At 63.6% G+C, this 15004-nt stretch carries 12 protein-coding genes; 4 read left to right on the plus strand and 8 right to left on the minus strand.

Annotated features, from left to right (window positions below; all coding sequences use genetic code 11):
* Nucleotides 1–215 precede the first annotated feature (215 nt).
* The 3 genes from ACWIX6_RS22215 to ACWIX6_RS22225 all read left to right on the plus strand — a co-directional run bounded on the left by ACWIX6_RS22215 (nucleotide 216) and on the right by ACWIX6_RS22225 (nucleotide 3887).
* A complete protein-coding gene (locus tag ACWIX6_RS22215) occupies nucleotides 216–761 on the plus strand; it encodes a class I SAM-dependent methyltransferase (protein WP_448614615.1) in 546 nt (181 codons plus the stop codon).
* Entirely contained in the window at nucleotides 758–2320 is a 1563-nt protein-coding gene (locus tag ACWIX6_RS22220; RefSeq protein WP_448614616.1) for an O-antigen ligase family protein, read from the plus strand. Before ACWIX6_RS22215 ends, ACWIX6_RS22220 begins: the two co-directional genes overlap by 4 nt.
* 190 nt (nucleotides 2321–2510) lie before the next feature.
* The gene (locus ACWIX6_RS22225; RefSeq protein WP_448617018.1) at nucleotides 2511–3887 is read left to right on the plus strand and encodes a polysaccharide biosynthesis tyrosine autokinase; all 1377 of its coding nucleotides are present in this window, start codon (nucleotides 2511–2513) and stop codon (nucleotides 3885–3887) included.
* A gap of 451 nt (nucleotides 3888–4338) precedes the next feature.
* Here the strand turns inward: ACWIX6_RS22225 and ACWIX6_RS22230 are convergent, their stop codons facing one another.
* The 4 genes from ACWIX6_RS22230 to ACWIX6_RS22245 are packed head-to-tail and all read right to left on the minus strand — an operon-like array spanning nucleotide 4339 to nucleotide 8304.
* Nucleotides 4339–5154 (minus strand): glycosyltransferase, encoded by an 816-nt coding sequence (locus ACWIX6_RS22230; RefSeq protein ID WP_448614617.1) that lies wholly within the window; start codon nucleotides 5152–5154, stop codon nucleotides 4339–4341.
* A gap of 29 nt (nucleotides 5155–5183) precedes the next feature.
* Complete coding sequence (locus tag ACWIX6_RS22235) at nucleotides 5184–6251, minus strand: glycosyltransferase family 4 protein (protein WP_448614618.1); 1068 nt, start codon at nucleotides 6249–6251, stop codon at nucleotides 5184–5186.
* Nucleotides 6245–7288 (minus strand): glycosyltransferase, encoded by a 1044-nt coding sequence (locus ACWIX6_RS22240; protein ID WP_448614619.1) that lies wholly within the window; start codon nucleotides 7286–7288, stop codon nucleotides 6245–6247. The genes ACWIX6_RS22235 and ACWIX6_RS22240 overlap by 7 nt, the downstream gene beginning before the upstream one ends.
* The gene (locus ACWIX6_RS22245; RefSeq protein ID WP_448614620.1) at nucleotides 7276–8304 is read right to left on the minus strand and encodes a glycosyltransferase family 4 protein; all 1029 of its coding nucleotides are present in this window, start codon (nucleotides 8302–8304) and stop codon (nucleotides 7276–7278) included. Before ACWIX6_RS22245 ends, ACWIX6_RS22240 begins: the two co-directional genes overlap by 13 nt.
* A 162-nt stretch (nucleotides 8305–8466) precedes the next feature.
* Between ACWIX6_RS22245 and ACWIX6_RS22250 the strand changes: the two genes are divergently transcribed.
* Nucleotides 8467–9396, plus strand: a complete 930-nt coding sequence (locus tag ACWIX6_RS22250) for a glycosyltransferase (RefSeq protein ID WP_448614621.1) — start codon at nucleotides 8467–8469, stop codon at nucleotides 9394–9396.
* A gap of 19 nt (nucleotides 9397–9415) precedes the next feature.
* Here the strand turns inward: ACWIX6_RS22250 and ACWIX6_RS22255 are convergent, their stop codons facing one another.
* The 4 genes from ACWIX6_RS22255 to ACWIX6_RS22270 all read right to left on the minus strand — a co-directional run bounded on the left by ACWIX6_RS22255 (nucleotide 9416) and on the right by ACWIX6_RS22270 (nucleotide 14746).
* Nucleotides 9416–10873, minus strand: a complete 1458-nt coding sequence (locus ACWIX6_RS22255) for a flippase (RefSeq protein WP_448614622.1) — start codon at nucleotides 10871–10873, stop codon at nucleotides 9416–9418.
* 397 nt (nucleotides 10874–11270) lie between these two features.
* Entirely contained in the window at nucleotides 11271–11948 is a 678-nt protein-coding gene (locus tag ACWIX6_RS22260; protein WP_448614623.1) for a glycosyltransferase family 2 protein, read from the minus strand.
* A gap of 498 nt (nucleotides 11949–12446) precedes the next feature.
* Nucleotides 12447–14063 carry a glycosyltransferase gene (locus ACWIX6_RS22265; RefSeq protein WP_448614624.1) on the minus strand — a complete coding sequence of 539 codons (1617 nt, stop codon included), beginning with the start codon at nucleotides 14061–14063 and terminating at the stop codon, nucleotides 12447–12449.
* Nucleotides 14060–14746, minus strand: a complete 687-nt coding sequence (locus ACWIX6_RS22270) for a polysaccharide deacetylase family protein (protein WP_448614625.1) — start codon at nucleotides 14744–14746, stop codon at nucleotides 14060–14062. The genes ACWIX6_RS22265 and ACWIX6_RS22270 overlap by 4 nt, the downstream gene beginning before the upstream one ends.
* Nucleotides 14747–15004 lie beyond the last annotated feature (258 nt).

Here is a 15004-nt window from a genome sequence, read left to right on the forward strand (position 1 = left end):
GAAGCTCGCCAGGGATTTGGTTGACCGGGTCGGGTAGTGGGTCAGGCAGGCCGCGGACGAGGCCTGGATCAGCGCGGATGGACGCACGATGGAGGACGACCGAGGCTCGGCGCAGCCTGCGTACTATACGGAGCGCCCACGGCGCAGGAGGATTGATGCGAAGACGTCTAGCCGCGGCTGTCTCCAGCCGATCCCGTACGGCCAAGGTCCAGTGGATGCGTCAGCACATCGAATCAGGCAGCAGCGTCCTTCTTGTAGGCGTCAGTGGTGTCGAGCCGAACGGCATTGGAGTCGACAACATCGTCGAGCGTGGAATCGCCTCCTTCGCTGATGTACACGCATTGGTCTACAGCGGCGGGGACCCGGAGTTGGGCTGCCCGGTGACTTACGGCGACGCCTGCTCGTTGCCTTTTGCGGACAATACATTCGACTACGTCTTCAGCAACGCGGTGATTGAGCATGTGGGCGGACCCGAGCGGGCGCGACAGATGCTGGCCGAAAGTCGGCGCGTGGCTCGCAAAGGTGCATTTCACACAACCCCGAATCGATGGTTCCCAGTGGAGACTCACACGCAAGTGCCATTCCTCCACTGGCTCCCGCGGCGCTGGCAGAGCGCCGCTTTTCGGCGAGCGGGGGTGCAATATTGGCATGTTTCATACTATTGGCTCTTCGGGCGACGGGGCCTATCTGAGCTGAATCCCGACTTCCGGGTCGTGCGAGCAAACTGGATGACGCTGATCGCGGCGTCTCAAAACCCATGATCGAACGGACCGTCATTCGTGCCGGCCGGGCCAGGGCTCAGTTGGCAACCTTTCGCCTTCGACTTGCCGACTCCTTCTCCGGCCGGGAAGCAATGTGGGCGGCGGCGACAGCTCTTGGGGTCAGCGCCGTAACGCTGCAAATGATTTTAGGTCCAGGAACCTTAACGCTGGCTCTCGCCGCCACCATCCTCGCGTCCGCGCTTATCGTATGGCCGCAAGCCGCACTTTATGGGGCCATCATCCTGGGTCTCGCCACCCTACCTTCATTCGTGCAGACATCGGTCCACCCAGGGCCGCTCGTCGTATTTCTTTTCGAACCGCTTCTTCTCTTTAGCGTCGTGCACACCGCTCTGGACATACGGCCCAAAGTCTCCAGGCAGGCTCAGCTGGTGGCCTGCTGCATCGGCGCAATGGCCATCATTGGCTGGCTCAGGGACACGAACCCAGCCCGGAATCTCCAAGAGATGCTTTGGCTCTTAGATGTAGCTGGCAGCCTCTATGTCGCGGCTGGCGTCGTGAAATCAGGGAGCTGGCTCGGGATCAAGCGAGTGGTGGCCGGAGTCCTAGTGTGGTCAGCCAGCATGGTGGGCCTCGCGGCGGTTGGTCTAGGAGGAATTGAAGGGGCCAGCGCGGCGCACTTAGGCGATCAAGCCATTGAGGCCACTCGGGTGTTGACCAACACCGTATTCCTGGCCCTCGCCACAGTCACCGCCTGCGCGGTGGGCATTTGCACCGGACGCGTAAGGGCTCGACAAACTGTCGTTTTCTGGGCTCCTTCCTCTTTCATCTTGTTACTGTCCTTCTCTCGCAACAGCCTCATATGTCTAGCCGTCGCCCTCAGCTTCGCCATAATGCTCACTGACCGCCGATCCTCCTCGCTGAGGCGACTGGTTTCCGCGTCAGCCTTGCTGAGCCTGACCGTGAGCGTGGCCTTTATATTCACCCAAGGGACGGTCCTCGGCGAGTGGATGCGTCGCCAGGGGACGGCCTACCAGGAGCGCGTCTTCGGCGGACTATCCGGGAGCGGACTGACGAGGGACCCATCGGCACAAGCGCGCGTCCAGGAGACGGAGAACCTTACGACGCACATGCTTGACAGTCCCTTCTTCGGGCACGGCTTGGGATATGCCTATCAGCAGCCGTTCGGCGACACTGGCAGTTTTACGGCGACCGTCGGCCCGTACTATGCACACAATTTTTGGTTGTGGCTCCTCGTCAAGGGGGGCATACCATTGTCGATTTTGTTTACGGTCGCCCTACTTGCCCCCTTGGCCAACGCACGGCTATGGAAGGATCCGCACGGTTCCATAGCCGCTGCCACGGGCGCTGGACTTACGGCAGTCTGCCTGGTGGCCCCGCTCCCTCTAGATGCATCCAACAGCTTGCTTTATGGCCTGGTGTTGGGATTGGCCGCCGGCATCGCGAAGGAACTCCGCTCCAGCGAGTTATCCAAGATGGACACCGCCAGTGCGCCCCAAGAAAACTCCACCGGTGGGCTCCAAGATGAGGCGCGGCCGCAGCACCGACAGCAACCATCCGAGCCGACGTCCACGACCTGATTGTGCCTCAAGGCCTCACCGTGCGGCACCCGACCGCCGATGTAGCGCTTCGGCCAGCACCCCTTCGTTCGAGCGTCTGGCCAGCTCGCTCGTCCCCGGAGGAATCATGGCATATCGTCGCATCACTGATGCGGTGGCAGGCGCGCCAGGTGTGGCGACGAGGTCTCGCGACTCTACAGACGGGGACGAGATGGAACTTAAAGGGATCCTCACGGCCGTGCGATCCGGATGGTGGCTGCCCGCGATCGGCCTGCTGGTTGGTGCCGCTGCCGCGCTATTGGCCAGCCTACTTCAAACGCCGCAATACACCTCACACACGCAGTTCTTTGTCTCTACGAACACATCAGACACAACCTACGACGCCTTTCAAGGAAGTCAGTTCTCTGAGGAGAGAGTGACGTCGTATGCGGAACTCTTGACGGGTGACGACCTCGCTCAACGCATTGTTGATCAGCTTGATCTGGACGTCTCGCCACAGGACCTGGTGACCCAAATAACGGCGACAGCCGCCATCGATACCGTCCTCATCGATGTATCGGTGACGGATCCCTCCCCAGCCCGAACACAACTTGTCGCCACCACGCTGGGGCAGGAGTTCGTGGCCCTGGTCGAGGAACTTGAATCCCCTGCTGGTGGCGGAACCTCCCCGGTCAAAGTGACGGTTACTGACGCTCCGGAACTGCCCATTTCACCGAGCGCGCCCGACCTCCGGCGCTACCTTGCGATGGGCATTCTTGTGGGAGTTTCGCTCGGCGCCGCACTTGCCGTTGCAAGAGTGCACCTAGATCGGTCGGTTCGAAGTGCAGAGGACGCCTCGAAACTGTCGGGCGCGCCCGTCGTTGGGGTGATTCTGCGAGACGATAACCTGCTGACTCAGCATACCATCGACCGAAACAGCAACAGTCGAACGGCCGAGGCGTACCGACAACTCCGCACCAATCTGCAGTTCTTGAACGTCGACGAGCCACCAAAAGTAATTATGATTTCGAGCGCCGTGCCCTCTGAGGGAAAAACGACGGTCGCCGTCAACTTGGCATTGACCCTCGCCGAGACGGGCCGCCAGGTGGTATTGGTCGAGGCCGATTTGCGGCGCCCGAGAGTGACCCGTTACTTGGGCATGGTCGGCGGAGTGGGGCTCACCAACATCCTGGCAGGAACCGCGGACTTGGACGACGTCCTGCAGCGACACGGTGGGGGCCAACTGGCGGTCGTCGGTGCAGGTCCGACACCACCCAACCCGAGCGAACTATTGGCGTCTAGTCATATGCTGACGTTCCTCGACGACCTCCGAACCAAGAACGACTTTGTGTTGATCGACGCTCCACCGCTACTTCCCGTCGCGGACGCTAGCGGTCTCGCTGTGATGGTAGATGGTGTTGTACTTTCGATACGTTACGGCAGCACAAGCAAGGAGCAACTGCGGGAGGCGGGACTGACTCTTGAACGCATCGGCGCTCGCGTTCTCGGCGTAGTCCTCAACATCGTTCCTGCCCAGGCGGAGCTGACCTCGGCCTACGGCTATGGCTACGCCTACGGCTACGACCCCGAGCGTGTCTCTCCCCCGTGACGGTCGCTCCTCGATGAGGTCACCCACCTCGCCAAGCGCTCGCGATTGGATGGGAGTTATCCATAGCGTAGGCCGGCCAATGTCACCATACGCTTCATCGCTTGCAGTTCCCGCACACTCACCAGTGGTGCCAACGCAGGCCAGCAGGAGTATCACTGCACAGTCGGGTCGGCGAAGAGGCGAGTGATGGCGTCGTGTCGGTGCTTCAGGGAGAACGAAGAAGGTCACCAGCCGAAATGGACCGCCTCTGAGTTGCCGGTCTGCCAGCACGCAGGCACCGCCACACTATGCAGGTGACGAGTTGAGCGACAGCACTCGGGGCGGTTATAGGCCCGTGCAACTCGTTTGGCGCAACGCCCATTGAAGGCTTCGCCACGATCCCGCCCATCGACGTGCGTAGGGCCGTCACAGCCAGGCCCGAGTTACGCCGTTCTCCCGACAGAGACCGCCCTCATTGGGCCACGCGCTCCCAGCGCTTGCTCCGCTGTAGCCTCCGCATCAGCGCCATAGATGCACTGAGGAAGCTGGAACCCCACAAGGGATAGTGCTTCGCGAGGTATTTTGCCTGTGACTCCATTAGATACTCGCGGCTCACCGCTGACCCCGTCGCCAGGTCGGATATCGTCCCGCCAGATTGATGGGAGACCAGCACAGCGGGGTGAACGCGAAGCTCCCAGCCTCTTTTGGCGGCACGTCGCGCCCAATCGACTTCCTCCGAGTACAGGAAGAAGCGCTCGTCGAACGGCCCCACATCCGCCCAGGCCTCGGAGCTAATCAACAGGCAGGACCCGGTGACATAGCCGACCGCACCGGCGGGACTGTGCGGGTAAAGGTCTGATATAGGAAGCCACCGGAGTCGGGCCGAATAGCCCGACGCGCTGACGGCAGCGCGCAGTGGGTTGATCGATCGATGCGCGACATCCCACGGGCGGAGCCCGAAGTCCGATGTCCACGGTCCCACCGCCGCGACTCGAGGCGCCGCGCTGAGGGTGTCAACCAGCGGCATCAACGACTCGAGGACCACTGCGTCAGGGTTGAGCAGGAGCAGGTCTGTCGTGACGCCCCGACCTAGCATGTTGACGGCACGGGCGAACCCGAGGTTCTCTGCCACAAAGGTCCAGTGCACGGCCGGAAATGCGCTGGACAGCGCACGGATCTCGTTCGACTGGTCGGACCGGTTGTCGAGGACCTTAACTGTCCAGTCTGGATGCTGGCGAAGAAGTGACTCGAGACAGAGACGCAGCTTATCGGGCCGTCGGTAGCTCACTATCAGGACCGCGGGCGGAACTCTCCGCATCAGATGGCACCCGCCGCGCGGTGGGCGACCAGGACGCTGGCGTACACGGCCGCAAGTGACTGGAGGTGGCCGTCGAGCGCGTGGCGCTTCAGGACGAAAGCCCGTGCCGCGCTGCCCAGTTGGTCTGCCCGGTCGGCATCGGACAAAACAGTCCGCAAAGCTTCCGACAACGAGGTCTCCTCGCGCACGAGCACCCCGGTTCGTCTCGTGACCAAGCTCTTGATCTCGCCGACGTCCGTGGCAACGACTGTCCTGCCGGCGGCCATGGTCTCGAGCAGAGCACGAGGAAGCGCTTCGGCTCGTGAGGGCAGCACCGTCAACCATGACTCCTCGATCAACGCACGCGCTGCAGCACCCCCCACCACCCCTCGATAAGAGACCCCGCGGAGTTGTAGCAGCTCCGCCAGATGAGCCCGCCCGTCGCTGGCCACGGGGCCGGCGAGGATCAAGTGCGCCTCGGGAACAGCCGTGACGACCTCCGCCCATGCTGCAGCAAGACGATCTATGCCCTTTCGGAGCCCGATCTCGCCGAGGAACAGTGCGGTGGGCTCGGCATTACTGCACCGCGCAGCGCCTACCCGGGTATCGACAGGATTGTCCACGACGAGGACCTGGGCTCGACCATTCAGACCACGGACGATGCTCGCAGCCTCATCGGTCAGACAGAGCACTGCGCGGGCCGGCCCCAGGGCCCAACGCACAACGCGGAGGTGCCGGCGAGCGAACCGAGGAAAGGAAGAACCGTGGATCGTCACCACGATCGGCAGACCGCGCATCTGGCTGATCCGCGCAAAGGTGCCCTCGCGAAGCAGGGACCCACGCTGCGTCATGTGGATGTGTGCGATGTCGCCGGCGTCCCGACCGCCGGCCAGGAGAGCGGCAAGAGCCCGGAACGTGGCTCCATCCACCGGGAGCAGCCAACGGCCATCGACCGTGGACCTGGCGCGATGCGCTAGGCCGGCCATGCCGGAAGTGTCGACGTACGTCGACACCACACTGGCCACCCCGCCGACCCTGTTGAGGTAGGCCGCCAAGTGCAGCACGCGCGTCCCCTCGCCCGTCAACACAGGGACCTGACCAACCTGTCGTACTGCTCGACCATCCTATCGGCACCGAACTCCTCCACCAGCTCAGCGCGACGGGCCGAGGCAGCCGCCCCGAAGTGGGACAAGTCCGAGAGCAACTCCCGGACCGCTGCGCCCAGCGCCAGCGCGTCATTCGGCGGGCAGACCAGCCCGACGGCACGATCCATGATGGAGCTGACCGCCCCCACATCCGTGGCGATGATGGGCAAGCCGGCGATGGCCGCCTCCAGGAGCACGAGTGGGTAGGCCTCGTTCCTGGACGGCAGGATGAGCGCGTCACCTTGAATCAAGGCGTCCGCTACTGGTACCGAACCAAGCCAGGTGACGCGAGCTCCCAGTTCGCGCGCGGCGTCGCCGGCTTCCAATGCTCCGCGCTGCGGCCCATCGCCCGCGATCATGACCCGCCAGTCCAGATCGGTGCACTGGAGCAGCGCGGTCAGCATCACGTCCAGGCCCTTCTGCTCGGTGATCCGGCCCACGAAGACCACGACGGGAGTTGCTGATCGACGGACTCCCCGATCACCCAGGGCCCTCAACAGCCCGTCAGTCTCGATGCCATTGGCGATGGCCACGGATCGACGTCCTCGGACCCGGGAGTTGGCGAGCAGTTCCTGTGCCTGACCAGGACTCAAGTGCACGACGACGTCAGACATGTTGATCAGCGCTGTGCGGAGCCTCCCGAACAGGCGCTCACCGCGCGGGATGGGATTGTGGACCGCGACTATCCAGCGGTCGCGTCCGAGCGACGAGAACTTCGCCAGGAACCCATGCCATACCTCCGTCTTGGTGGTCCCCGTGATCAGTACTCGACGTCGTACGGACACCAGACCTGACCAGTAGCGTCGCAACTGGCGCACACTCACAGCGCCGTCGACCAACTCCAGCAGGGGCCCGGCCGACTGCAGCAGGCGTATCTCGACATCACGCCCGAACCTTGAGAGACCATTTGCGAGCGTCACTCGCTGTCTCTCCGCACCGCCGTAATCAAGCTTGTTGGTGGTTATAATCACTCGTGGCACGCCGACACTCCTCGTAACGCTTTCAGGAGCCTCACGGAGACCTCACTGTTGCCATGATGAGTGGCGTACCTGTGCCGGGCAGCCGCTGCCAGCGCCTCCTGCACCTCTGGGTCCACCATCGAGGCCATCGCATGGATCAGCCCGGCTTGGTCCCCGAACCTGACCACGGGGGCTCCGACTGGCTGCATCTCTGGCAGACCGCCGACGTCTGTCACGATCGTCGGAACCCCGAACTGCATCGCGAGCACTTGGACCCCGCTCTGGGAGGCTTCTGCGTAAGGCAGTACCACGGCACGAACCCTGCTCAACAACAGGCTCACCTGCGATTCGTCGTACCGTCCCCTCTGCACGACGACCCCGGGCCCCGCCTGGATCGGGCCATTGCCCGAGGCCAAGAGATGCAGACGTTCCCCCGGTGGGAGCGACCGTCTGCCGGACTTCCAACTGTCCAGCAAGAACTCGAGGCCCTTGTAGGGACTGAGCCGGCCCATGAACAAGAAGTCGGATCTACGCCCATGGTCCTGCCCTTGCGGATCGGCCGTCGAGAACTCGCTCGGCAGCGCCAACGCGCTCATGGGCTTGCCAAGGGACGTCAGCTGGCCGGCGACGAATTCGCTGAAGGTTCCGATGCTGGTGGCTGATCGCCGCAGACCTTCCCGCACCCTGCGCTTCCACCAGTTGTCTTCATGTTGCTCATCATGAGGAGAAGCGTCATGGACGATCACCAGGCGTCGGGGACATACCCGGGCCAGGAGTGCAAACCGCGGATCCCAGCTGTCATCGACGATCACCACATCTGGTCGAAACCGCCTGGCCGCCCGCATCGCACGCACCAATTCCGAAACGACCCCCCGACCACGGAGGTAGGGGGACAAGATCGTCTCGTCGGCTGCCGATGTCGGTTGCGCGACCAGTTGCCCGCCCGTGGATATGATGTGTGCAGTCGCTCCCGCGCTCGCAAGTGCCGCCGCATGCACATGAGCGAGGTTGCGGAACCACGAGGCGAGGATGAGCACTCGCACAGCAGCCCCCATGGTTGGTCATTCGCCGGACGCGGCCCAGGCCACCAAGCCGTATGGTGAGTCGGGCGCGACGGCTGACCCGCGAGCTTCTCTCGGGTCACAGCGCAGGACCATACCGCCCACGCTGACCTAGCACTGCCCTGGAGGTGGGTCGACATGACGCGGAGCGACCGCCTGCCGCGCGGCAGGCGGGTTCTGGTGGCCGCCTCGACCGGCGGGCACCTACTCCAGGCACACATGCTGGGACAGTTCCTGGACTTCAGGGATGATTCGACTTGGGTCACGTTCGAGAATGAGCAAAGTCGGCATCTTCTCAGCGCGACCAGCCACCACTTCCTGCCGTACATACCTCCACGGGGTCTACGGGAGGCGGCGCTGGCGTTCATCCCGCTACTGAAGCTTTTGAAGTCCACCGACGTTGATGCGGTGATGAGCACGGGCGCGGCGATCGCAGTTCCGGCGGCCATAGCCGCAAGACGCTGCGCCATACCGTTCTTCTATGTCGAGAGCATCTCCCGCACCCTCGGGCCGTCGGCGAGCGGGCGCATGGTCTCCGCTATGCCTTGGGTGAACACCTTCACGCAGCACGAGCGTTGGCGTGATTCACGCTGGCGATACGATGCCTCTGTCTTGGACCAGCTGGCCGTCGTCCCTAGAAGACCACCGCGCCCGAAGACGGACGGGAAGACGCGAATTTTTGTCTCCTTGGGCACCATTCGGCCATACCGCTTCGACAGGCTCGTCGACGGGGTCTGTCGACTACTGAACTCGGGCGATCATGAAGTCGTATGGCAGTTAGGCACGACGCTGAGGCAGGACCTGCCTGGGCGCGTGGAGGCGTCGCTGCCCGGCCCGGAGATGCATGCCCTGTTCGAGTGGTGCGACGTCCTGATCTCACACGCAGGTGTGGGCACCGCCCTTGAGGCTCTCGCCCGGGGAACGAACACAATACTTGTGCCGCGTCGTGCGGAGCACAACGAGCACATCGATGACCACCAGGAACAGATAGCGACCTTGCTTGCTGATCGAGGTCTCGCTCGCGCGCGCGAAGCGGACCGCCTCTCAATCACCGACCTCATCACCTGACACTCTGCGCCGTGAGCACTTAGCGAGGATCGTCATCTGAGCGGTCGCCATGTGGCTCGGGAGTTGGCCTGCGCCCTAGTGGGCGCATCCCCAGGGCGCCCGGAACGCGGAGCAGCACGATCGCGACGGCATAGGCAACAACCCCCAGCAGCACTGTCGCCGGCAGTGTGATCGCGCTGAGACACGCGACGACGACCACCCCCATGACCGCGGTCGATGCCAGAACTCGGGCGAGGAGCGGCAGAAACACGTCGATGTCCACGTCGGCGCGGAGCACCCAGCCGATGGTCACCAAAGTCAGCGACTCCGTTGCCAACGTCGCCCACGCGGCCGCGTCGATGCCAAAATGAGGCACCAATGCCATATTGAGGGCCACATTGATGATTAGGCACACGGTCGACATCCGGAGGAACCAGACTGCCTTGTCGGCGATCACAAGGGCGTTGCCCATCAGACCGTTGAGGAACACGGGAACGAGCGCCGCGGAGAGTATCGCCAGCGGCACAACCGCATCAGAATAGCCTTGACCGGAAATCAAGAGAATCGCTTGCCCGGCTGTCAACACACCTCCGACGGACATGGGGAGTGCCAGCGCCAACGCAGCGCAGAGGGCTCGCGTGTACGCTGTTCGGTACTTTGTCTGATCGCGCCTAAGAGTGGCGAGTCGCGGGTACAGCGTGGACCCGATGTACACAGACAAGACAGTGATGGAGGAGAAGATCCTGTAGGCGACACCGTAGGCACCCACCGCCGCTGGACTGACAATCGCAGCCAGGATGAGGACGTCTATGCGTAGATAGATGCCCGCGATGAGCATCGCCATTCCTATGGGAAGAGCCTCTACAAGAAGCCGTCTCGCGAGTGCAATCTCCATTATTGGCGTCAGTCGGAACTGGCGCTGCCCCGCGGCGAGCAGGACCAAGCCCAGCACAGGGTACAGCGCTTGCACGTAGAAGACCGTGACTGCTGGAGCCTGTGACCACACGATCAGCAGGTAGGAGACCACCGTGGTGATCGTGATGACCACCTCTACCACCGCCGTGTAACCCAAACGAATTTGCTGCTGGTACAGCGGCCTCAACGACGTCGACAGGCACGTCGCGACCAAGCCGACTGCATAAGCCGGCAGCGCTGCATGCAGGAGGTCATACGAAGTCCCGTCGTAGAACAGGTACCCGACGCCGAGAAAGACCACCACGATGGGCGCCACGTACCACAAGGTGAGGCCGAGAGACTGCCGCGTCAGGAGGACCAAGTCCTCCCCATCCGTGTTGGCTCGTCGGAGGACCAGACTGTTCACGCCAAAATCGGACAGGAGCGTGAACAGGCCGACGAGCGCGAACGCGCTCGCCAGCTGGCCATACTCGTCGGTGGCCAAGTACCTCGTCGTGAGACTGAGGCTGACGAAGCCTATGACCAGTCCAATGACACGGAGGCCGCCTTGCTGACCAATGCTGCGGGCCAGTCGGCCGGACACGGATGTCACCACAACCACACTGCCTGGGTCCGCGTGATGCTTGCCAAGCAGCAACGATGGCACCGGCTGCTCGCCCGCACTCGTGTGCGCGCCCAAGAAGAGGTGAAGGCCCGACTGCATAGCGGGAGGGAGCTGTCGCCCTGAGGTGATCGCGTTCGCTGGCCTATCACGCTGAAGGGCCCCCTCTCAGGCTTAGATGGTCGCGCGCGCTCGGCAGGCCTGCACTCCTTGACGTTAGGTGGCACGCCGATTGGAGAAAACGGTCATCAGGCATCTAGACTTCCCGGGCTCGGCCTCGGAGAGCGGAGCGAACGCTCTATTCAACCTCGAGTCGATCGACGATTACCAAGTTCCGCCTCCCTGCTCGCACTCCGCCCTCTGCACCTCTAGTGCGTCACTACCCTTCGTCGATCTCGAACTCCCTGCGCTGCTCCCAGAAGCCTGACCAGTCCGTCAGATAACTATTGTCGTGAATGAGATAGTCGACGGTGACGTACGGAACCAGCTGGGTTCGCATATGTCTACTGTGCCGCCAAACGAACTCCCAGTCCTCCTTGATCGAATCTTTCTTCCCTCGGGGTGTACGATCAAAGTGCAGATTAGCGATCCTCCGCACCACCAGAGTACTGCTGTCCGTGAAGAACTGTTGACGCATGAGATCACGGTCGAATGGGATCGCTAACTCGTCGACGTCGGAGCCATCCGGTCGATGCCTTCGCATTCCAGTGTAGACAAGGTCCGCGCCCGCCTCGAGAGCAGCCACGGCGTGAGCCAGATGTCCCTCTCGCCATGTGTTGTCATCGTTCAACAGCGCCACGTACCGGGACCTGGCGAGACGAATTCCGATGTTGTTGACGACCCCGAGTACGCCGATGTTCCGACTCAGCCGAACCACCTGAACGCGAGGATCCTCAGGGAGGTCGCCGATCTGGCCACCCCCGTCGTCGACGACTACAACGACGAAATCCTGAAATGTCTGATCGAGGACCGATTGCACTGCCCTAGGCAGAAGCTCAGGTCTCCGGTAGGTGGGGATCACCACGGCGACCATCGCTGACGGCAGCGGGCGCACCATCCGCTCTAGTCGGCGCACTTGTCGCCACTCCCAGACGGCCCAGAAGGCGGCGCGATGGAGGCGCCTGAACTTCAAAGCCAGGTCATTCGCGGGGGTGCTCTTGATATATCGCGCAGCGAACCGTTTCTGCCTCAGTACCTTGATGGCTCGGAGTGAGCGCGATGCTGTTGAGTCACCAGACATAGGTGCAGGTCCCGGTGGGTCCACTGTCGTGGCCAGAGTGCGTGCGCGATCCATACTGATCGGCCACCCCCCAAGTGGCCACGGTCGGTACCGGGATCATTAGGCGTCCTCTCTAAACAGGGTCGTCGCACGGTATCCGATGGAGCGCTGTTGCGGCGGTGACGGGTCGCCCGACAGCGCCTGTCCCTCCACTACTCATGCCGGAGCTCGTGTCATGTGACCTCCCAGCGAAGCAACCGACCTTCGGGCCAGCCACGGAGCGCGGGGCCACCGGGTCGGGTTCGGCTGGACCTGATCAGTCCGCGTCCCAGCGGGTCAGGTGCGAGGCGCAACCGAGCGGCCAGCGCGCAGGGTGATGAGCATGGGAAACTGAGGGTCTGGCCACGCGAGTTCACCGGGCCGCAATTCGTGGGCAGCCAGACCGTGCAGGAACGCGATACTGGAAAGAACGTTCCCCCGGAAGTCCACCTCGACGTTCTCGGTACCGAAGACGTCTCCGAACAGTCGGGCAGCTGAGACGGGGGTGAGCGACCAGTGCCAGGTAGCGGCCCACTCATCATCGCTGAGGGGGCTTATCCCAGGAAAGGTCGCGAGGAGCGTGCCACCGGGGCGGAGGATGCGATGCAGCGTGCGGACAGCCGCCGGCAGGTCGTAGACGAGATGCAGGGTCTGTGTGAGGACAACGCAGTCAAAGGCCTCATTGGGAAGGCCGGCACCGTCGGCGAGGTCACCGACGAACGTTGTCTCGGGATGGCCGGCGCGCACGTTGAGCACATCGGCCTGGACGACTCGTGATCCGCCGAAGCGACGGGTGTACTCGGAGTCACCCACTTCGAGCACGCGCCCAGCAATCACCAGCGCATTCTCATGGAGGAATTGCTCGATGTAGTACCTGTCGATCGGCAGCCCGCGGTCGAAGCCGAAGTGACGACTGACCGGCGTCAATCGACGAAGAGAGCCCATCCTCACTCGACGCCCTCGGGCGGCGCGAGCTCGCTTCACCGCGCTCCGGGCAAATCGCAGAACCTGCGGGGGCAACGCACCGCGTAGCCGTCGTCGGGCCACCGATCGCCACTCACGATTCCCACTTCTGTACGGCACGAGGGCTGACTCTAGGGCCGCCACCAGCTCGCCGTCCCCGCCCGTCCGTGCAGAGAGGTGATCATCCAGCCACCTCAGATACCGCTCGGTGCTCGCGTTGGGGACTCCGTAGGCATAGGTCCGAAGGCGTTTCGCCCGTGCGCTCGCCGATTCCTCATGTTGCCGGTAACGGGCTGTCGTAGACCCACTGATCACCGCGGACGACCTCAGGTAGAGCTTGGCCAGAAGAGCCTGGTCCTCGAACATCGAGGTGAAGGACTCTTCTGACCCCGAGACGTCCTCGAGCAGAGTCCTTCGGACGAGCAAGTTGCACGTGGGCGTCGTGTACGCGTTCCGTCGAAGCGTGGCCGCCAGCATGCGGAGTCCGGGCACGACGGAGCCCGCCGGCCAAGCCGGCGGGATCCACAGATCGCGCTGACCGTCCTGCGCCCACGAGTACCAGAGCAACGCACGCCCACAGACCATCCCCACGTGTGGATGGCGCAGGAGAAGGGCCACGTCGTGTGCCAGATGCCCGGGTTCCCAGACGTCGTCCGCGTCCAGGAAGGCGATGAGGTCGCCACGCGCCTCCCGGACCCCCAGGTTGCGGGTGGCACTCATGCCCCGGTGCGCGTGGTCGTCGTGGTGCAGGTAGCGCACTCGCTCGGGGAGCCGTGAAGCCCACCGCTGAGCGATCTCCGTGCTCTCATCGGTCGATCCGTCGTCGCACAGGAGCAACTCCGCGGGATGCGTCTGCGCGATGACGCTGGCGATGGACTCCTCGATGAAGCGCGCCGCGTCCCGGAAGATCATCACGACGGAGACTAGTGGTGGCGGCGCTGAGGTGCTCATGCAGGCAGCGTGACGAAGTGGAGTCCCCGCCCAGTGACCGCCTCCACGATCGCCGGTAGCGCCTTAACCGTGGCCGAGCGGTCGAGCGCCTGCGGGGCCCAGGGCTGTTCCACCCAGTCGTGCAGCAGGACGACGTCGCCTGAACCCGCGCGCGAGGCGACGGACACGATGTCGGACGAGGACACGCCCGGGCGCCAGTCCTCGGGGTCGACCGTCCACAGCCAGGTCACCAGCCGTTGTCGTCGCATGAGGAGGGCGTCCCCAACGCTCAGGTGGCCGTGCGGGGGGCGGAACAGCGGCACATCTCGCCCGACCACCGAGGCGACGGCTTCCCGTCCGTCGGAGTACTCGAGTGAGAGGCGTCGCCGCGGCGTCTCGGCGGGGTGAGGGTGACTCCAGCTGTGTGATCCGATGGCATGTCCTTCGTCCAGCGCCCTGTGTACGAGTGCCGGGTGGTCGCGGGCATTGCGACCGACGCAGAAGAACGTCGCCTGGACGTCGAGCCGACGGAGGACGTCCAGGACCCGCGGTGTGGAGTCGGGGTGTGGTCCGTCGTCGAAGGTGAGCGCCACCGCTCCGCCCGGCACTCTGCGACCCACATCGGCGACGGTGTCCTCGACAACCCGTAGGCCCCTGTGGAACGGAGCACGGATCCGGCGTCGAAGGCCTCGTACGAACGTCACGGGTCCCTCCAAGCAACGGCGTCCGCTGGGCGATGTCGGAGTGAGCAGCGGTGAGCCGGTGGTCCGGCAACAGTGCGGGGCACACGGTAACGCTGCGGAGGACCTCGTACTCCGCTGCCGACGTCGGGATGGAGGTAGCGTGCGCTTCCACTGTCGTTCGACGCCACGGTCGTCGCGTCACCGAGCATCGCGGGGAGTGTCGAGATGTTGGAGGCGAGAGTGAGGCGCGCGGTCACCGCGGTCGACCGCCGAGGACGC

The sequence above is a fragment of the Modestobacter sp. URMC 112 genome (genome assembly GCF_053502575.1).